Below are 25,109 nucleotides of genomic sequence, written 5' to 3' on the forward strand. Positions count from 1 at the left end.
CAAAGGCTTAGGGTCGAGGCCGGGCAAAAAAGGCGACGGGTAGAAAGCCATGGCTCTTAGCGGCAAACGCATCCTCCTCATCATCTCAGGCGGCATCGCCGCCTATAAAAGCCTGGATCTGATCCGCCGGCTGCGCGAGCGCGGCGCAAGCGTGCGCCCGATCATGACCAAGGGGGCGCAGGAATTCGTCACGCCGCTCGCCGTCGGCGCACTGGCCGCGGATCATGTCTTCACCGATCTGTTTTCACGGCAGGATGAACAGGATGTCGGGCATATCAGGCTGGCGCGCGACTGCGATCTTGTGCTGATTGCGCCCGCCAGCGCCGACCTGATGGCGAAGATGGCGAACGGACTTGCCGACGATCTCGCTTCGACGGTGCTCCTGGCAACGGCGAGGCCGGTGCTTGCGGCTCCGGCGATGAACCCCAGAATGTGGGCACATCCGGCCACCCGGCGCAATGCGGCAAGGCTGAGGGACGATGGCGTCCGCTTCGTCGGGCCGATGGCCGGCGAGATGGCGGAAAGCCACGAGGCCGGGCTCGGCCGGATGGCGGAGCCGCTTGACATCGTCGCTGCCGCCGAAACCATGCTCGATGACGGGGAAAAACCGCTGAAAGGACGCAATGCGATCGTCACGTCAGGACCGACGCATGAGCCGATCGATCCGGTGCGCTACATCGCCAACCGCTCTTCCGGCCGGCAAGGCCATGCGATCGCCGCTGCCCTTGCCAAGCTCGGAGCTGAAGTGACGCTCGTCTCCGGGCCGGTGGCGATCGCCGACCCCGTCGGCGTCCACACCGTGCATGTCGAGCGGGCGGAGGAAATGCGTGATGCCGTGCTGGCGGCGCTGCCAGCCGATATCGCCGTCATGGTGGCGGCGGTGGCGGACTGGCGCGTCGCCTCGGCAGCCGACCAGAAGCTGAAGAAACATCCGGGCGAATCCATTCCGACGCTGGCGTTGACCGAGAACCCCGACATTCTCAAAACCGTCGGCCATCACACGATGCGGCCGAAGCTTGTGATCGGCTTTGCCGCCGAGACCCAGGACGTGGAAAGCAATGCCAAGGCGAAGCTCGAGCGCAAGGGCGCCGACCTGATCGTCGCCAATGACGTTTCTCCGGCGACGGGGATCATGGGCGGCAGCCGCAACAGCGTCAAACTCATTCGCCACGACAGTGTCGAGCAATGGCCCGACCTGACCAAGGAAGAGGTTGCCGAACGGCTGGCGGCGCTGGTCGCCAAGGGTTTCCACGCATAGCTAGAGCATGTCTCGCAAAAGTGTGCAGCGGTTTTGCGATGAAGACATGCGCAAAAGCAAAGACCTAAAGCGTGACAAGCGAATCTGAAAGATCGCGACACGCTTTAGAAAATCGCTTTCGATTTCGACGAGGATTATGCGGAGGCGGCCAAAGCCTGAAGCTTGGCGACGCTCCGATTTTCCGGCCGGAAATCCGCGACGTCGATGCCGTTTTTGCCGACCGTCACAGCGCTGCCATCGGGAATTTCCGTCCAGGCGTCGCCATCATCGTTCAACGGCTCGGAGACGAGGCAATAGCCGGCGCCGACCGGCGAGGCGTAAAGCGTCGGGGCCTTGCGATCCGTGGCATATCGGATCGCATAGAGCGTATTGCCGTCGGAGAAGGCGGCGGTAAAACGCAGCAGTATCGAGCCGATGATGTTTTCGGCCAGGTCTTCGACGAAGCCGACCATAGCGGCCATCGCGGCGATCGGCGCCTCGCGCAGGCCGAACTGCAGCGCCAGCAGGAACATCAGCTCGGAATCGGTCGTGCCGCTGCGGACATTGAACAATTCGTCGTCGAGCATCGCCTCCATCGGCCGGCGCAGGCGCTCGAAGCCCGAAATCTGACCGTTATGCATGAAGGACCAGGTGTCGTGGGTGAAGGGGTGGCAGTTGTCGCGGCGCGTGCCGCCACCCGTGGCGGCGCGGACATGGGCGAGAAAGAGCGGCGAACGGATCTGCCGCGCCAGGCTCTTCAGATTGCAGTCCGACCATGCCGGCAGGATATCGCGGTAGCGCCCGGGCTCGGGCCTGTCGCCATACCAGGCGATGCCGAAGCCATCGCCATTGGTCGACGTCTTGGCGCGTGTGGCGCAATGGGACTGCTCGATCAGCGAATGGGCGGGCGAGGATACCAGCTCCTCGAGATAGAGAGGGTCTCCGCGATAGGCTGCCCAGCGACACATGGCTTTTGCTCCGGGACCCGCCGCCGCTTCGGCGGGAATGCTGAAATTGTCGAACGTCAAGGCTAATAACAGCTTAACGTGCGGCGGGCTTGCAAGCGCAAGATGACGGTTTCGTGGCGCGCGGCGCCTTCAAATTCAGCAAAGCTCTGTGTTTTTTTGTGAACGGTCAGATCCGCAGAGGCCGGGCACAGACGGGGATTTCTACTTGCATCTCGAAAGAATCGGCCTACCTTGGGTCTATCAGCAACAGAACGAAAGGAAGGTGATCCAATGTCTAATGAGATTTCGGACCTCGTAACGGGCATGGAAGTGGTGATGAAAGCGAGGCAGCCCTCGCTCTAAGACCCGCCTTCCTGGGGCTGCATTGACAGTCCAGGCCAGTTCGAGGCCAAACTCATGGAAAGGGTCGCTGAGGCGGCCCTTTTTCATTGCCCGGATTTTGCTTTGACGAGAAGGAGAAAGTCCATTACTCATAAAGTCATCCGATGACTTTATGAGTGTTCCATGCGGGCGATCAGCAGGACAAATCTCGCCGATGCGGCAATCGAGGCGATCCGCGGCGACATTCTCGGCAAACGCTGGGCGGTCGGCGATAAATTGCCGAATGAAGCCTCGCTGTCGGCCATGCTGTCGGTCAGCCGCGGCACGGTGCGCGAGGCCGTACGCGTTCTCGTCTCCCAGGGCTATCTCGAAACGCGGCAGGGGTCGGGCACCTATGTGCGCTCGACCAGCGATGCCGGCCGGCCGCTGACGATGGCGCGGCGCGCCAGCCTGCGAGACCAGTTCGAGGCGCGCCTGGCGCTCGACGTCGAGGCCGCCCGACTGACGGCGATCCGCAAGACGCCGGAGACGGTAATGGAGCTTCGCCGGCTGCTTGCCGAGCGCGGCACCTACGACGGTGGCGACAAGGCCGGCTTCATCGAGCGCGACCTCGCCTTCCATAAGGCGGTCATCGCCGCGTCGGGCAACCGGGCGATGGTCGAGATCTACGATTTCTTCTCGGCCTCGATCGCCGAGACCATCGCGGCGACGCTGGGGAGCGATATTCCCGAACCGGATATGCAGGCGCATGCCGATATCGTCGACGCGATCGAAACCGGCGATCCCGACAAGGCGGATGCGGCGGTGCGCCGCTTCATGGCGCCGGTTCTCGCCGCCATTGAGCGGATGATCCTGTCATGAATGCGCCTTCCAACGATCTCACCGCCATGCTCGACCCGGCCGACGAACTGCTTATAGACGCCGAGGCCGGCAGCCTGCCGCCGCCGACACCGGTGGGTGGTGCCGCGGATCGATTTCTGCTTGGCGCCAGCCTCGTGCTGATCGCCTTCAACCTGCGGCCGGTCTTTTCAAGTGCCTCGGCGCTTCTGCCGGAAATCCGCTCGGAACTTGGTCTCACAGCACTCGGCGCCAGCCTGTTGACAACGCTGCCGGTCGTCTGCCTCGGCGCCTTCTCGCCGCTGGCGCCGCGCCTTGCCCAGCGCTTCGGTTCGGAGCGTATGCTGCTCGGCGTCCTCGTCCTCCTGGCACTTGGCACTGCATTGCGCGCGTTTTCCTCTGTGCCGCTGCTCTTCATCGGCACGGCGCTCGCCGGCGCCTGCATTGCCGTCGGCAACGTGCTGCTGCCGGGGCTGGTCAAACGGGATTTCGCCACGCGCACAGCGCTGATGACCGGCTTCTACACGATGGCGCTCTGCGCAGGTGCGGCAAGTGCCGCGGGGCTGACACTGCCGCTCGAGCACGCGCTCGGCGGCTCGCTTGCGGGTGCGCTCGCCATCTGGGCGCTGCCGGCGCTCACCGTCGGCCTGATCTGGCTGCCGCACGTTCTGCGCAGCAGCGGCTACGCAAGACGAAACGGAACCCACGTCAAAGGCCTCTGGCGGGACCGGCTAGCCTGGCAGGTGACGCTCTTCATGGGCCTGCAATCGGCGCTCGCCTATTGCGTCTTCGGCTGGCTGGTTCCGATCCTGCGCGAACGCGGGCTCGACGGCGTCACCGCCGGGGTGATCGTTTCACTGTCGGTGATGGTGCAGGCCGCATCCTGCCTTGTTGTGCCGCATATCGCCGTGCGCGGCCGCGATCAGCGGCTGATCAATGCCAGCCTCTGCGGCGTCGCTGTCGTCGCTCTGCTCGGCCTGCTCTTCGCGCCGCTGTCGACGGTCTGGCTCTGGGCTTTGCTGCAGGGCATCGGCCAGGGCGGGCTGATCGCGGCGGCGATGACGACGATCGTGCTGCGCTCGCGCGATCCCGATGTCGCCGCCCATCTTTCCGGCATGGCCCAATGCGTCGGTTATCTCCTTGCCGCCATCGGCCCGCTCATTGTCGGCCTCATTCGCGGCTGGACCGGCAGCTTTTCCTGGTGCGCGCTTCTCTTCGTCGCGCTCGGGCTCGCCGCCGCGATCAACGGCTGGAAGGCCGGCCGGCCGCTGGAGGTACATGTACGTGGGATCGGGAAGGCATCCTGAGTCGCTCGCTCACGCGCTCACTTGCTCACTCCGTTGCTCGCTCACCGGCCCATCACCATCTCTTGATGCCGATCGCCTGCCGCGGATGCTACGCTATCTCACCCGCATGCCGCACCGCCGGAGGAGACATTTTGCGTATACAACCCCTGTTTCTGCTGGCCGCGCTTGCAGCGTCTCTGGTCCCTGCCCTTTCTCCCGCACAGGAAGGCGATCAACCGAAGGCGAATGTCGAGGGCAGCGTGCGCGACGGCGTGCTGAAGCTGCTGCCGGCCGATTCCGTCACCGAACACGAACTGACGATCGGCGGCCGGAAGATCGCCTATACCGCAACCGCCGGCACGCTCGATCTCTTCGGCCAGGACGGCGCCCGGACCGGCGCGATCTTCTACACCGCCTATGTCGCGAAAGACGCCGGGGCCGACCGGCCGGTGACCTTTGCCTTCAATGGCGGGCCGGGGGCGGCTTCCGCCTTCCTGCATCTCGGGCTGGTCGGACCGAAGGTGCTCGATTTCGGACCTCAGGGACGCGACGGCGCCAATGCGAAGCTGGTCGATAATCCCCAAAGCTGGCTCGATTTCACCGATCTCGTGCTGATCGATCCGATCGGCACCGGCTGGAGCCGGACGGTCAAGGCCGACGACGCTTCCAACTATTACAACGTCAACTCCGACGCCCAGAGCATCGCCAAGGCGATCGCGCTCTATGTCGCGCACAACAACCGTTCCAACTCGCCGAAATATTTGCTCGGCGAAAGTTATGGCGGCTTCCGCGCCGCCAAGGTCGCGTCGCTTCTGCAGGAAAGCCAGGGCATCGTCGTCGCCGGTGCGGTGATGCTATCGCCCCTGCTCGAAGGCCAGTTGATGTTCAATGCCGATCAGTTCGCGCTCGGCGCGGCACTCGAGCTGCCGTCGCTGGCAGCAGCCGAACTCGACCGGCGCAATGCCTTCGACGAAGAGAAGCAGCGCGAGGCCGAGAGCTTCGCGCTCGGCGATTATCTGAAGACGCTCGCCGGGCCGCCGCCGACCGGCGCTAATGCCGCCGCCTTCTATGGCAGGATTGCTGGACTGACGGGTATCCCTGAGGATATCGTTACACGCAACCGCGGCTTCCTCGGCAACTCCTTCGTCAAACATTCGGACGGCGGCAGCGGTGAAGTGATGAGCCCCTACGACGCTTCCTTTGCCGCACCCGATCCCTATCCGGAATCGGACTACGACCGTGGCGACGATGCCATTCTCGACGGCTTCACCCGCGCCTATGGCGGCGCTTTTGCCGACTATGCCCGCAACGAGCTCGGCTTCAAAACCGAGATGACCTATTCGCTGCTCGACAGCGATATCAGTCGGCGCTGGGAATGGGGCGGTGGGCGCGGCGGCGGATCGCGAGCGCAGGTCAGCGCTACCGACGACATCCGACAGCTACTTGCCGCGAACTCGGCATTCCATCTTTTGATCGCCCATGGCTACAGCGATCTGGTGACGCCTTACGGCGTCAGCCGCTACGTGGTCGACCACCTGCCGCCGTCGCTCGCCGGCGGCCGCGTCGGGCTGAAACTCTATCGCGGCGGGCATATGTTCTATACCAAAGCCGATCAACGGGCCGCCTTCACGGCGGATGCCAAGGCCTTTTATGCCAAGCGGCCGGCGGCCTCGCCGGCAGATTGAGGACTTGCCGATGCATATCACCGGAGGATGCCATTGCGGCGCGGTCCGCTATCAAGCGGAGATCGACGCGGAGCGGGTTTCGATCTGCCATTGCACCGATTGCCAGCGGCTGACGGGTTCGGCCTATCGCGTCACCGCCCCGGTGCGATCGGAACGCTTCACGCTGAAATCGGGTGAACCGCGCGAATATAGCAAATATGGCGAGAGCGGCGGCCTCAGCCGGCAGTTCTTCTGCGCAAACTGCGGATCTCCGCTCTACCGCACCGATGAAAAAGGCAGCGCGATCGGCATCCGTCTCGGCAGCATCGACCAGCGGCGGGAACTGGCGCCGAAGAAACAGATATGGTGCCGTTCAGCCTTGCCCTGGGTGGACAATATCGGACCGTTGCCGCGGTTCGATCGCGAGGGCTAGCCTGGGGTCCGAAGCCATCACGCCGCCTTGGCGGCGTGATACTCCTTGATCGCGACCATCTTGATTGCCGGATAGCGCTCCGCCTCATAACGCAGCGAGAAGGCATCCTGGGCGAGGAAGACGGGATCGCCGTCGAGATCGCGGGCGATATCGCCGCGCTTGACGGTGACGAATTTTTCGAGATCCGCCGGCTGATCGGCGGAGATCCAGCGGCAGACGGAGAAACGTGACATTTCGAAGGAGACCGGCAGGCCGTATTCGGCCATCAGCCGCTCCTTCAGGACGTCGAGCTGCAGGGCGCCGACGACGCCGACGATCGCCGGCGAGCCGTCTTCCGGCGAAAACAGCTGCACGACGCCTTCCTCGGCCATCTGTTGCAGCGCTTCCTTGAGCTTCTTCGCCTTCATCGCATCTTCGAGACGCACGCGGCGCAGGATCTCAGGCGAGAAGTTCGGCACGCCCTGGAAGACCAGCGATTCGCCTTCGGTCAGCGTATCGCCTATCCTGAGCGTACCATGATTGGGAATGCCGACGACATCGCCGGCATAGGCGGTGTCGGCGAGCTGGCGCTGCGAGGCGAAGAAGAATTGCGGCGCCGTCAGGCCGAGCTGCTTGCCGGTGCGGGCAAGCCTCGCCTTCATGCCGCGTTCGAGCTTGCCGGAGCAGATGCGGGCAAAGGCGATGCGGTCGCGGTGGTTGGGATCCATGTTGGCCTGGATCTTGAAGACGAAGGCCGTCATCTTGTCGTCGGTCGCGTGCACCGTCCTGGTATCGGCGACCTGGTCGCGCGGCGGCGGCGCGAACGCGCCGAGCGCGTTGATCAGGTCGCGAACGCCGAAATTGCGCAGCGCCGAGCCGAAGAAGACCGGCGTCATATGGCCTTCGAGGAAGGAGTCGCGGTCGAAGGGGCGGCAGGCCTCGATGGCGAGCTCGGTTTCGTCGATGAAGGCCTGGCGCTCGTTTTCCGGCAGCCGGTCGGCGACCGCCTTCGGGCCGTTGACCGGCGTCGTCTCGACTTCTGTGTCGGAACCGCGGGCGGTGCTGTTGGCCAGATGATAGGAGCCGCAGAAGGTTTTCGAGCGGCCGATCGGCCAGGTGATCGGCGCCGTATCCAGCGCCAGCTTCTCCTCGACCTCGTCGAGGATCTCGAAGGGATCGCGGCTTTCACGGTCCATCTTGTTGATGAAGGTGATGATCGGGATATCGCGCATGCGGCAGACTTCGAAGAGCTTCAGCGTGCGCGGCTCGATGCCCTTGGCGGCATCGATGACCATGACGGCGGCATCGACGGCGGTCAGGGTGCGATAGGTGTCGTCGGCAAAATCCTCGTGACCGGGCGTGTCGAGGATGTTGAAGACATTGTCGTTATATTCGAAGGTCATCACCGAGGTGACGACGGAGATGCCGCGCTCGCGCTCGATCTTCATCCAGTCGGAGCGCGTCTGCATGCGGTCCTTCTTCGCCTTGACTTCGCCGGCAAGCTGAATGGCGCCGCCGAACAGCAGCAGCTTTTCGGTAAGCGTCGTCTTGCCCGCGTCCGGGTGGGCGATAATAGCGAATGTGCGGCGGCGGGAGACCGCCTCGGCGAGACTTTCGGCCATACTATGAATCCTGTGGAATTGCCGCGTATCTAACGATTAAAGCCCGGCTTTGCAATTGACCTCGACGCTGCGGGCGCAAAGTAATGGGCTATGACCATTCATCACACGCGCCCGACGCTGAACGTCATCCGCCTAGCCAACGGCGAAGGCCTTGACCTGCCCGCCTATGAAAGCAAGGGAGCGGCCGGCATGGACCTGCGCGCCGCCGTCGACGCGGATGCGCCGCTGACGCTTCTGCCCGGCAAACGGGCGCTGGTGCCGACCGGCTTCATCTTCGAAATCCCCGAGGGTTTCGAAGGCCAGGTGCGGCCGCGCTCCGGCCTCGCCTTCAAGTACGGCATCACCTGCCTCAACTCACCCGGCACCGTCGACAGCGACTATCGCGGCGAAGTGAAGGTGCTGCTTGCCAATCTCGGCGAGGACGCCTTTGTCATCGAACGGGGCATGCGCATCGCCCAGATGGTGATCGCGCCGGTGACCCAGGCGCGGGTGGCCGAGATCACAGCGGCAGGCGAAACCGCGCGCGGCGCCGGCGGCTTCGGCTCCACCGGCGTGTGATCGACGGCTCGAACAGTGAAGCAACCGAACGATTGATGAGCAGCGTTGTGGGACGCTTATGCTATTCAAGAGAGCGCCATAGGGCGTGGTTATGGGTCTGGCGGCAGCGCTGATTGCGGCGCCGGCGCTTGCGATCGATTCAACAAAGCTCCAGTCGATTCGCTCATCTTTATCTGCGGAACAGATCGTCGCATTTGCCATGGCGAAATCGACAGTGCCGATTCTCGACATCGACAAAACCATCGAGATGAACGTCGTCCTCAATGCGAAAGGCATGGAGAAGAGCGATATTCAATCCTTTCAGATTGAGCTTTTGCGCGTTTTCTCTGCGATCAGCGCTTACGCGGAGATCAGCATCAATCTCAATGCCAGTCGATCCATAGATTACTCGTCTGCTGTGCCATATGTGCCTTTCGGTGATCAAAACCAGCCGCCGAATACTCAGACACTCGACGCATTCCTCGATGGTGATGCGCTGGAACTGGCAAAATTGGGCCAAATAGCAGTTCACGATGTAGCCACGCTCCGAAGCAAGCCGGATACATCGACATGCTATCACGAGAGCGGAATCGGAAACCCGGTTATCAATGTGCTCGTGGACCGCGACATCAATCCGGTGGGCTGTCTTTATGGTGTTCTACTACAATCGGTCGGAGTTACGGATGCTTTTGGCCGAGATGCTGCGACTTTCAATCCCGGAAGAATTCCCGGTTTCAGAATTAACGCTGAAATGGCGGCAGCATATGCCATTCGCGAATGCCCGATCTCTCATCGACAAAAAAGTTCAGTTTGAAAAGTGCCTGAGACAAGTTCTCGATGATGGTAAGTCGGTACCGCGTTGACCAACGCCGTCAGCGGCGGCAGGCGGCGCTTGACCGACGTGTGATCAGCAGTTCAAACATTCAAGCTAATAATGGGTTGATCAGCGGCGGGAGCGGTGTTTGTTGGAGGCGCTTATGTCATTTAGGAAAGCGCCATGGCGCGTGATTGCGGGACTAGCCACAGCGCTGATTGCGACACCGACGCTTGCGATCGATTCAACAAAGCTTCAGTCGATTCGCTCATCATTGTCATTGGAAGAGATCGTCGCGTTTGCCGTTTCGAAATCGACAGCGCCGATTCTCGACATCGACAACCCAATCGACGTGAACATCATTATCAATGTGAAGGGCATGGAGAGGAGCGATATTCAAGCTTTGCAGCTAAAGTTTTTCCGCGTGTTTTTTGGGCTGATGGCTTACGCAGACGTTCGTCTCAATTTCAACGCCAGCCAGTCGATAGATTACTCAGTTGGAGCGCCATATGCCCCTTTCGGTGATCAGAACCAGTCGTCAAACGCCCAGACCGTCGAAGTGTTCGTTGATCGTGATGCGCTCAAGCTGGCAAAATTGGGCCAGATAGCAGTGCACGATATAGACACGCTTCGAAGCAAGCCGGACACATTAGAATGCTACCATGAGCGCCGAAAAGGATACCCGGTTGTCAACGTCGTCATCGACCGCGATATCAATCCGGTAGGCTGCCTATACACAGTCCTGCTACAGTCGGTCGGGATTAAGGGACCCTTCGGCGGGGTTGCAGCAACATATCGCGCCGGGGACGTTCCCGGCTTCAGACGCAATGCCGAAATGGCGGCAGCATATGCCATTCGTGAGTGCCGATCTGTCGTCGATATAAAGGATCAGCTTGAGAAATGCCTGAGAGGAGTTCTCAAGGAAGGGAACTAAGGACCGCGGATTGGCCGATGCCGCCTCGGGTTCCCGCGCGAGCCGCCTTCGATGGCGAATTTCCAGAGCTCCTGTTCAGCCAAGACCTACCTTTTCCGTGACAGCGGCGGCAGCCGGCGCTTGACGGGGGAGGCTTTGATCATCGCCGTGTTGGTCTCCGCACGTTCGGCGACCCTGTCCAGGAGGCCGTCAAGTTCCGCCATCGAGCGGATGACCAGGCGGGCGATAAAACAATCCTCGCCGGTCACCTTGTCGCATTCGACGATTTCGGGAATTTCCTGGATGAGGCGCTCGACGATGTGCAACTGCCCCGGCAGCGGACGCACGCGGATGATCGCCTGCAGGGGATAGCCGACGGCGGCAGGATCGAGATCGATGGTGAAGGCCTTGATGACGCCGCGCTCCTCCAGCCGGCGCAGACGCTCGGCAGCGCTCGGCGAGGAGAGCCCCACCTGCTGTGCCAGCTCCTTCAGCGAGATCCGGGCATTGCCGGCCAGCGCTTCGAGAATGGCCTGATCGATCTCATCAAGCGCCTGGGCATCGTTAGGCATGACCCCTTCTTTCCCTTTTATTATTAGGCCGCAGCGAGGAACTTCATCTTTATCATTATATAATTTCGCTTGTCGCCGCAATATTATCAACTCAGCAAAACGGAGGCGATCATGAGCGGCGATATCAAAAGAGGCACGGCGGAAATGACGGCAGCGATGCTGATCTCGGGGACGATCGGCTGGTTCGTCGTCATGTCGGGCCAGCCGGTCAGCGGCGTGGTTTTCTGGCGCTGCCTGTTCGGCGCGCTCACCCTGCTTGTCATCTGCGGCGCCCTCGGGCTGCTGCGGCCAGGCATCCTCACGCTGCGCACCTTCGCCATCGCCGTCTTCGGCGGCATCGCCATCGTCGTCAACTGGCTGCTGCTGTTTGCCTCCTACTCGCATGCGACGATCTCGATCGCCACCACCGTCTACAACACCCAACCCTTCATGCTGCTTGTGCTCGGCGCGCTGTTTCTCGGCGAGAAGATCACCGCCGCCAAGCTGTTCTGGCTGACGCTCGCCTTTGCCGGCATGGCTGCGATCGTCGAGGCGAAGCCTCAGGCGAGCGGCACATCGGATGGCTACGGCCTCGGCATCCTGATGGCGCTGGGCGCCGCCTTCTTCTACGCGCTGGCAGCGCTTGCCGCGAAGTGGCTGAAAGGCACGCCGCCGCATCTGATCGCGCTGATCCAGGTGGCAACCGGCATGCTGATGCTGGCGCCAATGACAGATTTTTCGCAGCCGCCTCAGGATGCCGGAAGCTGGGCAATCCTCGTTTCCATCGGCGTCATCCATACCGGGCTGATGTATGTGCTGCTCTACGGCGCCATCCAGCGGCTGCCGACCCATCTGACCGGGGCCTTGTCCTTCCTCTATCCGATCGCCGCGATCCTCGTCGACCAGCTGGCCTTCGGCCACGCGCTGCAGCCGATGCAGATCGCGGGCGCCGCCATCATCCTGCTTGCCGCGGCCGGCATGAACCTCGGCTGGACGCCGCGCTGGCTGCGGCCACGAGCGCTTCAGGGCTGACGAAAGGCGGGCAGGTACACGGCGGCAGGCATTTCTTCTGGTGATGGACCCATCAACGCCGACCGATTGATGGGAAGGGTTGGCGGATATAGAACAGTGGGAAAGAGGAGCCACACATGAGCCTTGCCGCCTTGCTTGCCTATGCCGGAGCGCTGTTCATTGCAGCAGCCATTCCCGGACCCGGGATTACCGCCATCGTCGCCCGCGCGCTCGGCTCGAATTTCCGCGAGACCTTCTTCATGGGTCTCGGCCTGGTGCTCGGCGACATGACCTATCTCACCGCGGTCATTCTCGGCCTTGCCTTCGTGGCACAGACCTTCACCGAAGTCTTCCTCATCATCAAGATCGCAGGCGCCCTTTATCTCGCCTATATCGCCTGGAAGCTCTGGACGGCGGGGCTGCTGCCGCAGGACATCACGGCGAAGAAATCCAGCAATATCGGCCTGTCCTTCTTCTCCGGCCTGCTGGTGACGCTCGGCAATCCGAAGACCATGCTGTTCTATGTCGCGCTGGCGCCGACGCTGATCGATATTGGCAATATCGGCTTGCGTGACTATGCGCTGCTGCTCGCCGTCACCTTCGTCGTGCTGATTGCCGTGCTCGTACCCTATATGCTGCTCGCCTCGCGGGCCCGCACGATGCTGAAACAGCCGCGCGCCCTGCAAGCGCTGAACCGGGTTGCTGCCGGCATCCTGGCGGGCACCGCCGCCTTCATCGCCACGCGGGCGGCCTGAAACAAACATCCGCCAAGAAGCGGTTTTCAAAGCTTTTTTTCTTCGTGTCCGGCTCTGCCGGCATCAGCGCGGGCTGGCCTCATTCGGCCTTTGCCCCTATTCTCCTTTCGATTTCAGGGACCAAGTCCAAAGGGAGGCATCCATGTCGCACAAGCCCGGCCGCGGCCGCATCTATTCCTCGATCACCGAGACTATTGGCGACACGCCGCTCGTGCGCTTCGACAAGCTGGCGCGGGAAAAGGGGGTGGTGGCCAACCTGATCGGCAAGCTCGAATTCTTCAACCCGATCGCATCGGTCAAGGACCGCATCGGCGTGGCGATGATCGAAAGCCTGGAAGCGCAGGGCAGGATCACCCCCGGCAAGTCCGTGCTGATCGAGCCGACCTCCGGCAACACCGGCATCGCGCTCGCCTTTGCCGCCGCCGCCAAGGGTTATCGACTGATCCTCACCATGCCTGAAACCATGTCGGTCGAGCGCCGCAAGATGTTGGCGCTGCTCGGCGCCGAGCTGGTGCTGACCGAGGGCGCCAAGGGCATGAAGGGCGCGATCGCCAAGGCGGAGGAGCTGGCGGAATCGCTTCCCGACGCCATCATTCCGCAGCAGTTCGAAAACCCCGCCAATCCTGAAATCCACCGCAAGACAACGGCCGAGGAAATCTGGAACGACACCGACGGCACTGTCGACATTCTCGTCTCCGGCATCGGCACCGGCGGCACCATCACCGGCGTCGGCCAGGTGCTGAAAAGCCATAAGCCCGACATCCAGATCATCGCCGTCGAGCCCGCCGATTCCCCCATTCTCTCCGGCGGCAATCCCGGCCCGCACAAAATCCAGGGCATCGGCGCCGGCTTCGCCCCGAAGATCCTCGACACCGGCATCTACGACGAGGTCGTCACCGTCACCAACGACGAGGCCTTTGAACAGGCTCGCCTGGTCGCCCGGCTCGAAGGCGTGCCGGTCGGCATCTCCTCGGGTGCGGCACTGACCGCAGCGATCAAGGTCGGCAGCCGTCCGGAGAATGCCGGCAAGAACATCGTGGTGATCATTCCATCCTTTGCGGAGCGCTATCTCTCGACGGCATTGTTTGAGGGGCTGGGGAGCTAAAGGTGGCTGTGGCCGGACCTTTCCGCCGGCAATCTATCCTGCAGAATATCGGGGCGCTTCGGCGCCCTTTCTCTAGTGCCGTCACCTGATCCCAATCGAAGTGGGACGAAAGTTCTGTGGTAGTCCTTAATAACGATGGTCGATGTCCCACCTGAGCTCGTTGAATGCAAATTTTTGCCAACCTTCTTCATGACTTCCGCCAGCGTCGCAGCAAACGATTCAGGTCAGTGTGCTCTCTCGCCTGCTTCGGAGAATATCGCGAGATGAGGTACTCACGCTTTGCAGTCATTGCCTCTAGATGCAGGGCGGTCTTTTTTCTCAGTTTGAGTTTAGCGACAAACATTGGCTCAACGAGGTTGTGCATCCGTTTTCGTATTTCCTCCGGAGCAACGCCCTCATGGCGCAGGAAGGCATTTAAGTAGAGTTCGATAGCGTGAATGGCGCACATTCGAGCCGGGGCAATGGCTAGTGCAACGTGCTTCTCACCCTCGCTGAACAGAAGTTCGGAAGCGCTACAGTAGGCATTCGCCAAATCAAGCACTTCCAAGGGGTTGGCGTTTGAGCCCGGGTATTCATTACTCATGGGCATTCCCGGCAACAGGCTTTCTCATCCGTCACCTCCGATCGACTATGTCGGAACGGACCGACATCCTTCCTGAAATTTTTCAGCGGAAGCTAATATTGTAAAGAGCGACGAAGTGACGAGAGGCCCTTACCCCTAACGGATAAGCAACTCAGTGGGATGCTCAAATCGGCGTCCAGGCAGCTTCGGCGCCGTATACGTCACATCCCCCTGCCAAGAGCGTTCGCGGCCGGCAGCCCGCCGCAATGGCAGCGATCAATAGCTGAGCCGGGATTCGCCAACGGCGACATAATCTCAAAATCGGGCAGCGCATCAGCGGCGATGTCGCTGACAGGCACTAGCGAGCGCGATCGGCAGATCGCTGGACGGCCTGGCAACTAATACTTCAAAAGATCTGCACGCACCCGCCCCTTCTTTTTAGGCCGCCGCCGTCAATCTCTCGCCAGCAATGCGGTAAGAAATCGCCTCGGCAAGATGCAGGCGGCCGACGGTCGGTTTGTCGTCGAGATCGGCCAGCGTGCGGGCGACCTTGAGGACGCGGTGGTAGCCGCGGGCGGAGAATTTCATTTTTTCGGCGGCGTCGCGCAGGAGCTGCAGGCCGCCAGCATCGGGCTCGGCGAGTTTCTCGATCATCGCGGTGGAGCAGCGGGCATTGGTGCCGATGCCTTTGGCGCCGGCCGCCTCGAAGCGCTCTTGCTGGCGTTCGCGGGCGCGGGAGACGCGGCGGGCGACGTCGGCGCTCGCCTCAGCGGCCATCGGCCGGATAAGATCGGCGGCGGAGACGGCCGGCACGTCGATGCGGATATCAATGCGGTCCATCAGCGGGCCGGAGATGCGGGCCTGGTAGTCGCTCATGCAGCGAGGGCCGCGGGCGCAAGTATGGCCGGGTTCGCCGGCCATGCCGCAGCGACAGGGGTTCATTGCGGCGATCAGCTGGAATTTCGCCGGATAGGAGACGCGGTGATTGGCGCGGGCAATGACGCATTCGCCGCCTTCGAGCGGCTGGCGCAGCGCATCGAGCGCCTGCGGCGTGAATTCGGGAAATTCGTCGAGGAAGAGCACGCCGTGATGGGCAAGCGAGGCTTCGCCCGGGCGGGCGCGCAGGCCGCCGCCGACAAGCGCCGCCATGGTGGCGGAATGATGCGGGGTGCGGAAGGGCCGGCGGTCGGACAGCTTGCCGCCGGAGAGCTCACCGGCGATCGAATGGACCATCGAGACTTCAAGCAGTTCGGCCGCCGAAAGCGGCGGCAGGATCGACGGCAGCCGTGCCGCCAGCATCGACTTGCCGGAGCCGGGAGGGCCGACCATCAGCATGTTATGTGCAAAAGACCTTACGCGAACAAAGGCTTTTGTGATATGTGCGTGACTATGAACGACCTGACCACGATCAAGCCCAAGGCCTATAGTTACATCCGCTTCTCGACCCCCGAACAGGAACGGGGTGACAGCCTCCGCCGACAGACTGAAGCAGCGGTTCGCTATGCCGCTCTGCACCGTCTGGACCTCGACGATAAGCTCACCTTTCGTGACCTCGGTGTGTCCGCCTTCACGGGCGCTAACGAGGAAACAGGACGCCTCGGTGAATTCCTCGAAGCTGTCCATCACGGCGACATCCAGAGAGGCTCCTATCTCCTCGTTGAGAGCCTTGACCGCCTCAGCCGTCAGAAGCCGAGGAGGGCTGTGAAGGTCTTGGAGCGCATCTGTGAGGCCGGGATCACAGTCGTCACGCTCGACGATGGCCGGGAGTACACCGAAGAGACGCTCGATGAAGACCCGCTGGCCCTCATGGTGGCTCTTCTGGTGGCATCACGTGCCCACGAAGAGAGCGCCAAGAAGGGGCGAAGGGTAGGAGCGGCATGGGCGAACAAGCGGGACAAGGCCAAGGCTGACAACAAACCACTGACCGCGCTGTGCCCCGGCTGGCTGCGACTGAATGCCGACCGTAGCGGCTTCGATGTCATCCCCGAGCGTGCCGATATAGTCCGCCGTATCTTCACTCAGACGCTGGACGGCATTGGGCAACATGGGATCGCCCAGAGACTGAACCGAGAAGGCGTCCCGGTATTTGGTCGAGGGCAGATGTGGCAGCGCTCATACATCAACAAGATGCTGGCAGACCATGCCGTTATCGGGAACTTCACGCCACACCGTGCCGAGAGGATTAACGGCAAGAAGGTCCGCATTCCGACTGACATTATCGAAGGCTACTTCCCTGCGATTATTGAACGCGAGGCTTTCGAGCGTGTTACCTCGATGATTCGCGCCCGACCAACGTCAACACGTGCGCCTGTAGCGAACATCTTAGCCGGTCTCGCTCGGTGCCCCCTCTGTGACACCACGATGACCCGCGTCAACAAGGGTTCAGGCACCAAGCAGGGGAAGCCTTACTTGGTCTGCTCGCGGGCCAAGGTAGGGGCTGGTTGCGATTATAAGCAGGTTCGAATGGAGAACGTCGAACACGCTATCGTTCACCATGTCGAAGAGTTGTTGGGCGGGTTGCCATCGCCGACCGAGGGGCTACAGGCGAAGTGGGAGGAACTGATTGTCCATCATGACGTGATCCTCGAAGAAATCGAGCGGTTGGTCGAGGCCGTGGCACGTGCGGGGCATTCCAAAGCGCTGCTCGACCGTCTCAGGAAGATGGAGCATGAGCGAGACGAGATCACGAAGAGGCTCGAAGGGGTCGAGGGATTGATAGCCGACAGCCTGACGAACCGAGTGCAGAACACCGTGAGGGAGTTGGTGGGGAAGGCACAGGACGAAGAACGCGATGCGGCGAAAATCAACGGGACCATGCGACAGTTGTTCTCGAAGGTCGTGGTTGACTACCGAGACGGCCAGCTATGGTTTCATTGGAAGCACGCCGAGCGGGAGCAGACAGGGATCGTTTATGGGACACCGCAGGAGGCGTGACCCGCTGTTATGCTTGTGACCCAAGCTTATGGCGACGCGATCTTTCGCCCGTCACATGTCCCCAGAGGCGAGCATTATTTGGCTTGTTACGGCGGGCACATATCAACGAGCGCATTCATCACCACGCCGAACGCTGGTATCGAAAGGTCTTGTGGATGGCGCTTCAGGTATTCTCTTGATACTTCAAGGAGGGTCTTGCTGTTAGCTCGACTTTCGATGACGCACTTGTGGATGCGCTCTCTCGATGGGTCGTTCTCATTCACAAGGCCAATTCGCATTTCAGTGACACCAAATACGTATCCTGACGCGAACTCGCGGTCTGATTGAAGTAGTTCAGCTCCGCTCATAGCGAAGCCTGAGGTTGGGATCGCAATACAGAGGGCAAGAGCTGAGATTAATTTCATATGGGCTCCGCGATAATTTTGAGAACTTACACGCGTGGTTGTATTTTGGCGAGATGCGCGATCGCCTATTTTTAGGCCCTTGCCGTGCGGTGAGTGGATCAGGATTGGCTTGTCTCTTGCGGCTACCCTAAATGGCTTGCTGCATAAAATCGTGCAGCAAGTCCAAGCCTATTCATTCAGCGTCCTGTTATCCACTACGACTTAGAAAACAGTTGGCAATTGGCGTAGCCATCAGCCGATTGGCGTCCTCCACAGCAATCCACAAATGCAGCCGAAATAGACACCTTGCAGGTTGGCTCATGCACGACTAGCGTCCGCTCTGCAGCTCATTCCCAGTGAGCCGTAAGGAGCCTCACCGCCCCTTCGCTAGAGGGTGAGAACGGGGGTCGCAGTGATTGACGCTGCGGCCCCTTTCGTTGCGACTACGGCGAGATCGTTATTCTTGCCAGACGGCGATGTTGATGCGAGTGCCTGAGCCACGCTATTCTTTGTTGGCACCGACGTGTGAACCCGAAATGGAGCATCAGCATGCCAACTCTCGCGCAGATGACCGGTTCACTGCATATCCACAATTTCTATATTGGAAAGCTGAAGGCAAAGCAGGAACAGCTTTTCGACAGCGACTCCGACCTAGCGATGCTTCTCGACAATGTGGCTGCCATTCTGTCCGAACACGCTGCGGCGTTGGCCGAAGACATCGCTGACATGGAAGATGACGACACGTGAGTTCTGTACACCCATCTCCCACTGAAACGGAGCTTCGCCGTGCCTGAAACGCGGCAACCGAAATCATCTCCCCGCCGTGTCGGCGTGCAGGAGTTTGCGACAAACCTGACGTCGTTCCTGAAGCAGGTCGAAGAAGGGCACAGGTTTGTCCTGATGGAGCATCACAGGGCTGTCGCCGAAATCGGCCCTCCGTCAGCCGACGCAGAAGTGCGCAAGCCTGGCGCTCTCCGTGGCAAGATCAGAACATCCCACGATTTCGACTTCCTGCCCGCAGACGTCCTGAAGGCGGTGGACGATGGAGAGTGACTTGCCGCTCGATATGGGCTCCAGAGCAGTCCATGTACGCGGCGCTGCCGCAGGCTATTGTGGCTTCTATTCGAGGTGCTGCGTCCTAATTACCGGCCTGCTGACTTCTAATTTCCGTCCCATCCAATTCTATTGACCAGGCCCGACAGTTCTAGGCCTCACTCTCGCCAGCCCAGCCCGAGGCCGCGATTTCGTTCATCTCTTCAATGGTCAACGGCTCTTTCGTCTTGCCAGCATGCCGCCCGATGAAATCATCGATGGTACCAGTTGGCCGAGCGGCCCTCATCCGCAGTTCGCCGCCCGGAAGCTTTTCCACTTCGATTTTCTCCCCCGGACTGACGCCAAGGTGCGTCAACAAATCCCGTCTCAGCGTGATTTGCCCTTTCATTGTAACGGTGAGGGAAGGCATCGGAAATCTCCAATTTCAGGCCGAGGTCACCAAGAAGTAACTCTGGTTCGCAGCATTTACAGCATTTACAGTAATGGCGTCCTTCCCACAGTCGAACCGAGCTTAACTGCAATAGAATGTTTTTCGATCCGCGACCGGTTTCCACACGGCTCAGGTAGAGGCGACGAGCAGCCGCACATATTGACTTCCGCGTTCGATGCTGAGCAATCTTTCCGAGGTCAGGGGTGTTATATGACCGGCAGCCTGCATGTTAGCTTGCCAGATGAACTGCTCGACTTCGTCAAAATGCGCGCCAACGGGAACAGTCGGTACAAGACGCCGAGCGAATATGTTCGTGCGCTCATTCGTGAAGACATCGAACGAGAAGAAGACCGTCGCTATGCGGTGCGGTCGCTACTGCGCGCGGAAGACGAATTTCGGGGTGGAGAGACGTTGGACCTGTCCACTTTGGACGCCATCAATGCGGACCTCGATAAAAACCTGCGCTAGGGCTCTCTGCTCCTTGCCCACGCAGTTGATATCGAAGCTTGGCATTCTGTGACCGTGCTCTCGATGACGCCTTTTGAGTCGCTCACCTGACCTCACATTTCGAGCCATGCACGGGCCTGTGTCGTTAAGGCCCGCCACATGGTCGGTCACATAGCGTACATGACGTGAGCACATATTCCTGCCGCAACATCAGCAGGAGAACACGCATGAGTGAAATCGCAACTATCGGATTGGACCTCGCCAAGCAGGTATTCCAGGCCCACGGCGCGGACGCACAAGGGTACACGGTGTTCAATCGGAAACTTCGCCGCGGTGAGGTGCTTCCGTTTTTCGAGAAACTTCCTCCTTGCATCGTGGGAATGGAGGCGTGCGGAAGTGCTCACTACTGGGCGAGAGAGATCAGCGCTTTAGGGCATGAGGTCAGAATACTGCCGGCACAGTATGTGAAGCCGTTTGTCATCCGTGGGAAAACAGATGCGACCGACGCCATAGCCATAAGCAAAGCAATGAAACACGCTGATATTCGCCCCGTTCCGGTGAAGACGGCAGCGCAACAAGCGGCAGCAATGGTTTTGCACACGCGAACCTTCTTTGTCCGCCAGAGAGTAAACGCGGTCAACGCGCTACGGGGCTATATGGCTGAGTTCGGCCTCGTTGCAGACAAGGGTATTGCGAACTTCCGCAAACTCGTCGCTGCTCTTCCAGAACGAGGCGACCCTCGCCTTCCGGCGCCGGCGCGTCTCCTGCTCGACGAGATACTAGCGGAGATCGAGACGCTAACAGCACGAATCCAGCGCATGGACGAACAGATCGCAGACCACGCAAAGCAGGACGAGGATATTCGCCGACTGGCGTCAATTCCGGGGATTAGAGCGCTGACAGCATCTGCAATTAAAGCGCACGTGCCTGATCCTCGCTCCTTCAAATCAGCTCGCCAGTTTTCCGCGTGGCTCGGTTTAACCCCCAGGCAAAATTCAAGCGGCGAAACGCGACGACAGGGGAGCATTTCCAGAATGGGAAACGCTGAGCTGCGCTCCTTACTCTATGTTGGGGCTATGGGTGTGATTATCGCGGCTCGGCGATTTGGAACGCGCTCCGCGTGGCTGCGGCGGCTTATAGACAGACGCCCCCTTAAAGTTGCCGTCATCGCGCTCGCTAACAAAACTGCGAGAGTTGTCTGGGCGTTGCTTGCAAAGGGCGGAATTTACCAGGCGCCTGCGGAATTAGCAGGAAGTTAAATTTCTAACCAAAGAGTCTTAGCGGGACACAATAGGTGCGGGAGCCGTCAGCGGCGGCATGACAAGTTCCAAGTAGGATAGGCTGGGCGTGGATTCGCACACCATCAGAGTGCGTCGAACATAATTGCCACCTACTTGCCGTAGAATGGTAGGGTCAGCGTCTGAAAAGCGTGACGACTAGACCGATATCGGTGTCGGGTCATAGCTGTAGCCGCTCCATATAATCCCGCACCGCGGGTCGTCCGGCGAGAGCTGGGCGGCCCGCTCACCACGATGCAGGCTGATTAGCAGGAGGACATTGCGATGATGTTCAGTGAAACGGCGCATGGATTGAAAACGTTCGGGCAAACTTTGCGCGCCAGTGCAGCAAGACACAATTCAAAACCCTCGACGCCTATGCGCAGAATCGCAACCACCCGAAGCTCAGATCAGTGCTTCGTTGGCCCGAGAGGTGGGACCTACACGATCACCGCCAGTGGCAACAAAAATTACGACGGCTGTTGAGAGGAAGCCACCTAAAGAATCTTCTCATCGACCAATCCACCGGTGCCACCGCTAACACATTGATAGTAGCCCCTTCCTGTCTCGATCAATGCACCAGTGGATTAAAGGCTTGAAATTAAACGTTCTTTTTCTCTTGACGACAGTTCGGGCGGGGAGTCTAACGGTGTCGTTCCGTTCGGGACAAAGAACAACTGGGGCATAGTGCAACACCATGAAAATGCGGTACTTCAAACGGACACGGTGGTTCGAGGCGTACTTCGAGATCGAAGAGAGGCGCATCCTCGACCGCTTCTATGACCGCCTTAGTGAAGGCAGCGATCATCAGTTCTGGATCGGCCGGTGCTATTTGGCCATTTCCCTCAATCGCCGCGAGACGCGGGCCGGCGAGAGCAACGCGGGCGCCGTCTGACAGCAGACATCATCGGCAGCCCCGTGGAGCTTCTGCGGGGCGGCCACTACTTATGCTTCGCAACCTGACTTTACTCTGCGCGGTCTTAGGCTTTATCGGAGGCGGCGCTCTCGCCGAGGAGTCCGTACCCAGTAGAATGTTTCGGTACGCTATCCTCATCGACCATCAAGAGCCAATTTATGGCGAGATGGCTTGCGCGGAGTACCCGTGCCAATTGGCTAACCACAGGCTACCTGACATCAATCTTTCATTACGCCGCTACGACGACGACTCAGTTCGTCCGATTGTCTCCTGCGGGATGAAGAACTGTTTCATCTCATATCGCCCGTCGAACATAAACTTGAGCCAGACGGGGAAGCTTTTAAAGTTCAACTTGGCCGAGGGTGCAGAGCCGGGCCATCACGCAGTCCTTTTAAGGAGCAGACAGATAGGTGAAATCATTATCTCGTTCTGACATTGATACCGACTTCGGGCTCATTTCTGCGGTCTAGATGACAACCGTGGTCGGCAAAGGTTCTTGGTCAACGTGGTAGGAAAACAGAGGGAAACCACATATCCAATTACCACCCACTTAAGGAAAACTCCGGAGGGGAGACCACCTGTTCAATTACCCCTCCCTTAAGGAAAGCCCCGGAAGGGGAAGACCAAGAATAAAGGATGAGGAGAGGGGACTGATGAAAAAGAGGTCTCTCTCCGAATGATCTTTATCATGGATAGAGGTGGACAGAACCTTCATCCACCAAAACCATCCCTAAGGAAGACCTTAAGGTGAACCTATAAGGGACGCCCGAACCTCCCGACAAACACGCGCACAGTCCATCAAATGGACCCTCGACACCCGAGAGTGCGCTGACCCACGGCTGAATTCATGGCCGTGGTCTCTCGTTCTCGTGGCTGTGGTGGCCATCGGTCCTCTTGTCGCATTGTCCTGCCGACGAGAGGGCCGGTCTTCCCCAATGCCGCGCTGATCACACACGACCACCACAAACCCACAAGAGCTGAACATGCACAACGAACCGTCCGCTAAAAGCGGCCGCGGCACACCCCTGCCGTTGAACGATATCCAAACCCTATCCCACCAATCCACCCCGATACGCTTTGCCATGGTCGACGGACGGCCTTGGTTTGTCGCCGCTGATGTCTGCAAGGCAGTAGGCGTCTACAACCCGCGCCACGGTGCTGCAAATTACGTCAGGGGAATCCCCGAAAGCGAGAAGACCCTTGCCCGTCTGCCCAGCGTTTCCCGAGGAGCGCCAGCGGTGCTGATCATTTCCGAAAGCGGGCTCGATAAGCTGCTCTGGCTGGCGCTGCACAGCGTGGCCAGCGCTTGGTCGGTTCTGTCGTCGCTCAGCGCCCAGGTGTCGGACTGCAAGGGGGCTTCTGATGTGTGTTGACCCCATTTCCGCGATTGGGCTTGCCATCGGCGCAGCGACCTCCATGGTCCAGTACCAAGGGCAGGTTAGCGCTGCGGAAGAACAGAATAAGCTTTACCGGGATAACGCTGCCCGGGCCAACCAGAATGCCCGCGACCAGATGTTCCAGACCCAGCAGCGCATGCTGCAGGAGCAAGAGAAAGCTGGCGCCGAACACGCGGACAACCTCAAAGAGGCCCGCGAGGCCAAGGCGACCGCGACCGTGGCAGCCGGCGAGGCTGGTGTGTCAGGCCTGTCCGTCGATGCCCTCCTGGCCGAGTTCGATGGCCGTGCGGCGCAAGCGAACGACCGCGTCGATCAGAACGCCGAATGGACCCTGAACCAGCTTAACAACGAAATGAAGGGCATCCGCTCCAATGCTGAAGACCGGATCAACTCGGTTCAGCGGGCAGCCAAGCCGTCCTTCTTCGATGCCGGCCTCAGGATCGTGGGCGAAGGCCTCGACCAATACGACAAGAAGCTGCAGCGAGAGGCTCTCGCTCGCCGCTGACCTCACCAACCCGACAAGGTCGGATAGCTTTTTCAACTCAACCGCAGCTCACCACAGCAACGAGTAATCTATGGAACATCCCCGCATCAATGCCATGTTTATTGTCTCACACGATGAGGCCATCCCGCCCATGCGTCTCCGTTTCGTGGAGATAGAAGACACCTCCCATTTCCTTGCCAAGGACATAGCCGAATACGCAGGCCTTCAGGCCGACGAAGACGGCGACTTCAGGTCGACGCTTGCAGCCCTTGGCGTCTCATTCACCGACTCTTTGGTTCACGACCGAGGCAACACCTTCGGCCCCGTCGCGCTGATCACTGAAGAGGGTGCAGCCTGTCTCAGAGCCGAAGCCGCCACGAACCAGAATAAGCACTAAGGAGACATTGGGGAAACGCACTTCCTCCTCGGCCTGCCTTACCCTCACACCAGCCATCATTCATGGTCATCGGGTTATCCAGGGGCAGGCCGAGGGGCGAAATATCTGCAACAAAAATTTCTGAGGTCAGATCAGATATAGGGAACCGGCAGTTCCCCCCGCTGCCCCTCTGTCCACACAATTCCACAGGCCGGTCGCTGCCGTCATTTAAAAATTGTCGTCCGATTCCAAAGAGTTATTGCAGCTGATTCGCTCCCTCGATACGATTCAAACCGACTGATGACTTGGCTGTTGTGCCTGTCGCGGTGGGCTTCAACCGACCTGTTGAAGCTCCTGATACCAAACCCACATCAGGGAACCACAGATGAATACACCTACCGTCGCGGACGATCCTCGGCCGATTCTCATCAAAGTTTTCCGGTTCATAGAAAAGCTACGCGAACTCTTCCCCGACGTTCCGATGCAGACGATTTCCATCTTCCTCATCATCGCGATGAAGCCCGGTATTTCACAAAGGGAATTGCTGAAATTAATGGGAACCAGTCAGGCAGGTGTCTCGCGAAACGTAATGGCCCTGGGGGATGTAAACAGGCATGGCAAGCCTGGGCTCGGTTTGATTGCCCAACTGCGTGACCCTTTCGACGCGCGGCAGGTAGGACTCCGGTTGACTCCTGCGGGTATCGCTCTGGCCAATCGAGTTGCGGCTCTGGGGCAGGCACACGATGGTGGTATCATTTGAGTGTACCTTGATCGAACTGCATTTGCCGTGGTTCGATATATCGCCATTGACAACTCA

Annotated in this window: 27 protein-coding genes and 1 pseudogene; 21 read left to right on the forward strand and 7 right to left on the reverse strand. The window is 60.0% G+C overall.

Annotated features, from left to right (window positions below; all coding sequences use genetic code 11):
* Positions 1-49 precede the first annotated feature (49 nt).
* Complete coding sequence (gene coaBC, locus PYR71_RS03505) at positions 50-1,258, forward strand: bifunctional phosphopantothenoylcysteine decarboxylase/phosphopantothenate--cysteine ligase CoaBC (RefSeq protein ID WP_275618228.1); 1,209 nt, start codon at positions 50-52, stop codon at positions 1,256-1,258.
* A gap of 134 nt (positions 1,259-1,392) precedes the next feature.
* Here coaBC and PYR71_RS03510 read toward each other — a convergent pair whose 3' ends face one another.
* A complete protein-coding gene (locus PYR71_RS03510) occupies positions 1,393-2,205 on the reverse strand; it encodes a class II glutamine amidotransferase (RefSeq protein ID WP_275618229.1) in 813 nt (270 codons plus the stop codon).
* A gap of 504 nt (positions 2,206-2,709) precedes the next feature.
* Here PYR71_RS03510 and PYR71_RS03515 point away from each other — a divergent pair.
* From PYR71_RS03515 to PYR71_RS03530, 4 genes are all read left to right on the forward strand, one after another.
* Complete coding sequence (locus PYR71_RS03515) at positions 2,710-3,387, forward strand: FadR/GntR family transcriptional regulator (RefSeq protein WP_275618230.1); 678 nt, start codon at positions 2,710-2,712, stop codon at positions 3,385-3,387.
* Positions 3,384-4,670, forward strand: coding sequence for a CynX/NimT family MFS transporter (locus PYR71_RS03520; RefSeq protein ID WP_275618231.1), 1,287 nt, complete (start codon positions 3,384-3,386; stop codon positions 4,668-4,670). Before PYR71_RS03515 ends, PYR71_RS03520 begins: the two co-directional genes overlap by 4 nt.
* A gap of 131 nt (positions 4,671-4,801) precedes the next feature.
* Positions 4,802-6,334: a S10 family peptidase gene (locus tag PYR71_RS03525; RefSeq protein ID WP_275618232.1), complete on the forward strand. Its 1,533-nt coding sequence runs from the start codon at positions 4,802-4,804 to the stop codon at positions 6,332-6,334.
* A 10-nt stretch (positions 6,335-6,344) separates the two neighbouring features.
* Positions 6,345-6,746, forward strand: a complete 402-nt coding sequence (locus PYR71_RS03530) for a GFA family protein (RefSeq protein WP_183914066.1) — start codon at positions 6,345-6,347, stop codon at positions 6,744-6,746.
* Positions 6,747-6,763: 17 nt separating this feature from the next.
* On the opposite strand, the gene PYR71_RS03535 is transcribed toward PYR71_RS03530, so the two are convergent.
* A complete protein-coding gene (locus PYR71_RS03535) occupies positions 6,764-8,347 on the reverse strand; it encodes a peptide chain release factor 3 (RefSeq protein ID WP_275618233.1) in 1,584 nt (527 codons plus the stop codon).
* Between the two features lie 90 nt (positions 8,348-8,437).
* Here PYR71_RS03535 and dut point away from each other — a divergent pair, with 90 nt between their 5' ends.
* The 3 genes from dut to PYR71_RS03550 all read left to right on the forward strand — a co-directional run bounded on the left by dut (position 8,438) and on the right by PYR71_RS03550 (position 10,632).
* Positions 8,438-8,905: a dUTP diphosphatase gene (gene dut / locus PYR71_RS03540; RefSeq protein ID WP_275618234.1), complete on the forward strand. Its 468-nt coding sequence runs from the start codon at positions 8,438-8,440 to the stop codon at positions 8,903-8,905.
* Positions 8,906-8,996: 91 nt separating this feature from the next.
* A complete protein-coding gene (locus PYR71_RS03545) occupies positions 8,997-9,698 on the forward strand; it encodes a hypothetical protein (protein WP_275618235.1) in 702 nt (233 codons plus the stop codon).
* Positions 9,699-9,861: 163 nt separating this feature from the next.
* Complete coding sequence (locus PYR71_RS03550; protein WP_275618236.1) at positions 9,862-10,632, forward strand: hypothetical protein; 771 nt, start codon at positions 9,862-9,864, stop codon at positions 10,630-10,632.
* Positions 10,633-10,718: 86 nt separating this feature from the next.
* On the opposite strand, the gene PYR71_RS03555 is transcribed toward PYR71_RS03550, so the two are convergent.
* A complete protein-coding gene (locus PYR71_RS03555) occupies positions 10,719-11,183 on the reverse strand; it encodes an Lrp/AsnC family transcriptional regulator (protein ID WP_275618237.1) in 465 nt (154 codons plus the stop codon).
* 111 nt (positions 11,184-11,294) lie between these two features.
* On the opposite strand from PYR71_RS03555, the gene PYR71_RS03560 reads away from it, so the two are divergent.
* From PYR71_RS03560 to cysK, 3 genes are all read left to right on the forward strand, one after another.
* Positions 11,295-12,194 carry a DMT family transporter gene (locus PYR71_RS03560; RefSeq protein WP_275618238.1) on the forward strand — a complete coding sequence of 300 codons (900 nt, stop codon included), beginning with the start codon at positions 11,295-11,297 and terminating at the stop codon, positions 12,192-12,194.
* A gap of 116 nt (positions 12,195-12,310) precedes the next feature.
* The gene (locus tag PYR71_RS03565) at positions 12,311-12,928 is read left to right on the forward strand and encodes a LysE family translocator (protein WP_275618239.1); all 618 of its coding nucleotides are present in this window, start codon (positions 12,311-12,313) and stop codon (positions 12,926-12,928) included.
* Positions 12,929-13,070: 142 nt separating this feature from the next.
* The gene (cysK, locus tag PYR71_RS03570) at positions 13,071-14,033 is read left to right on the forward strand and encodes a cysteine synthase A (RefSeq protein ID WP_275618240.1); all 963 of its coding nucleotides are present in this window, start codon (positions 13,071-13,073) and stop codon (positions 14,031-14,033) included.
* A gap of 187 nt (positions 14,034-14,220) precedes the next feature.
* Here cysK and PYR71_RS03575 read toward each other — a convergent pair whose 3' ends face one another.
* Together PYR71_RS03575 and PYR71_RS03580 are read right to left on the reverse strand one after the other, a co-directional pair.
* Complete coding sequence (locus PYR71_RS03575; protein WP_275618241.1) at positions 14,221-14,616, reverse strand: hypothetical protein; 396 nt, start codon at positions 14,614-14,616, stop codon at positions 14,221-14,223.
* Between the two features lie 417 nt (positions 14,617-15,033).
* Positions 15,034-15,936, reverse strand: a pseudogene (locus PYR71_RS03580) (YifB family Mg chelatase-like AAA ATPase); the annotation flags it as partial.
* 48 nt (positions 15,937-15,984) lie between these two features.
* Here PYR71_RS03580 and PYR71_RS03585 point away from each other — a divergent pair.
* On the forward strand, positions 15,985-17,529 hold the full coding sequence (locus tag PYR71_RS03585; protein ID WP_275618242.1) for a recombinase family protein: 1,545 nt from the start codon (positions 15,985-15,987) through the stop codon (positions 17,527-17,529).
* Between the two features lie 86 nt (positions 17,530-17,615).
* Here PYR71_RS03585 and PYR71_RS03590 read toward each other — a convergent pair whose 3' ends face one another.
* The gene (locus PYR71_RS03590) at positions 17,616-17,933 is read right to left on the reverse strand and encodes a Rap1a family protein (RefSeq protein WP_275618243.1); all 318 of its coding nucleotides are present in this window, start codon (positions 17,931-17,933) and stop codon (positions 17,616-17,618) included.
* 528 nt (positions 17,934-18,461) lie between these two features.
* Between PYR71_RS03590 and PYR71_RS03595 the strand changes: the two genes are divergently transcribed.
* Positions 18,462-18,659 (forward strand): hypothetical protein, encoded by a 198-nt coding sequence (locus PYR71_RS03595; protein ID WP_275618244.1) that lies wholly within the window; start codon positions 18,462-18,464, stop codon positions 18,657-18,659.
* A 39-nt stretch (positions 18,660-18,698) separates the two neighbouring features.
* Positions 18,699-18,965, forward strand: a complete 267-nt coding sequence (locus PYR71_RS03600; RefSeq protein WP_275618245.1) for a type II toxin-antitoxin system Phd/YefM family antitoxin — start codon at positions 18,699-18,701, stop codon at positions 18,963-18,965.
* 151 nt (positions 18,966-19,116) lie between these two features.
* Here the strand turns inward: PYR71_RS03600 and PYR71_RS03605 are convergent, their stop codons facing one another.
* Positions 19,117-19,374, reverse strand: coding sequence for an AbrB/MazE/SpoVT family DNA-binding domain-containing protein (locus tag PYR71_RS03605; RefSeq protein ID WP_275618246.1), 258 nt, complete (start codon positions 19,372-19,374; stop codon positions 19,117-19,119).
* 231 nt (positions 19,375-19,605) lie between these two features.
* On the opposite strand from PYR71_RS03605, the gene PYR71_RS03610 reads away from it, so the two are divergent.
* The 7 genes from PYR71_RS03610 to PYR71_RS03640 all read left to right on the forward strand — a co-directional run bounded on the left by PYR71_RS03610 (position 19,606) and on the right by PYR71_RS03640 (position 25,052).
* Positions 19,606-19,863, forward strand: a complete 258-nt coding sequence (locus tag PYR71_RS03610; RefSeq protein ID WP_275618247.1) for a ribbon-helix-helix domain-containing protein — start codon at positions 19,606-19,608, stop codon at positions 19,861-19,863.
* A gap of 206 nt (positions 19,864-20,069) precedes the next feature.
* Positions 20,070-21,101: an IS110 family RNA-guided transposase gene (locus PYR71_RS03615; protein ID WP_275618248.1), complete on the forward strand. Its 1,032-nt coding sequence runs from the start codon at positions 20,070-20,072 to the stop codon at positions 21,099-21,101.
* 715 nt (positions 21,102-21,816) lie between these two features.
* Positions 21,817-22,014 carry a hypothetical protein gene (locus PYR71_RS03620; RefSeq protein WP_275618249.1) on the forward strand — a complete coding sequence of 66 codons (198 nt, stop codon included), beginning with the start codon at positions 21,817-21,819 and terminating at the stop codon, positions 22,012-22,014.
* A 1,004-nt stretch (positions 22,015-23,018) separates the two neighbouring features.
* Entirely contained in the window at positions 23,019-23,408 is a 390-nt protein-coding gene (locus tag PYR71_RS03625; protein ID WP_275618250.1) for a BRO-N domain-containing protein, read from the forward strand.
* Positions 23,398-23,937, forward strand: a complete 540-nt coding sequence (locus PYR71_RS03630) for a virion core protein, T7 gp14 family (protein ID WP_275618251.1) — start codon at positions 23,398-23,400, stop codon at positions 23,935-23,937. The genes PYR71_RS03625 and PYR71_RS03630 overlap by 11 nt, the downstream gene beginning before the upstream one ends.
* A 70-nt stretch (positions 23,938-24,007) precedes the next feature.
* A complete protein-coding gene (locus tag PYR71_RS03635) occupies positions 24,008-24,313 on the forward strand; it encodes a hypothetical protein (protein WP_275618252.1) in 306 nt (101 codons plus the stop codon).
* A gap of 364 nt (positions 24,314-24,677) precedes the next feature.
* Positions 24,678-25,052, forward strand: a complete 375-nt coding sequence (locus PYR71_RS03640) for a MarR family winged helix-turn-helix transcriptional regulator (protein ID WP_275618253.1) — start codon at positions 24,678-24,680, stop codon at positions 25,050-25,052.
* Positions 25,053-25,109 lie beyond the last annotated feature (57 nt).

The sequence above is a fragment of the Rhizobium mulingense genome (assembly GCF_029194105.1).
GTDB lineage: Bacteria > Pseudomonadota > Alphaproteobacteria > Rhizobiales > Rhizobiaceae > Rhizobium > Rhizobium mulingense.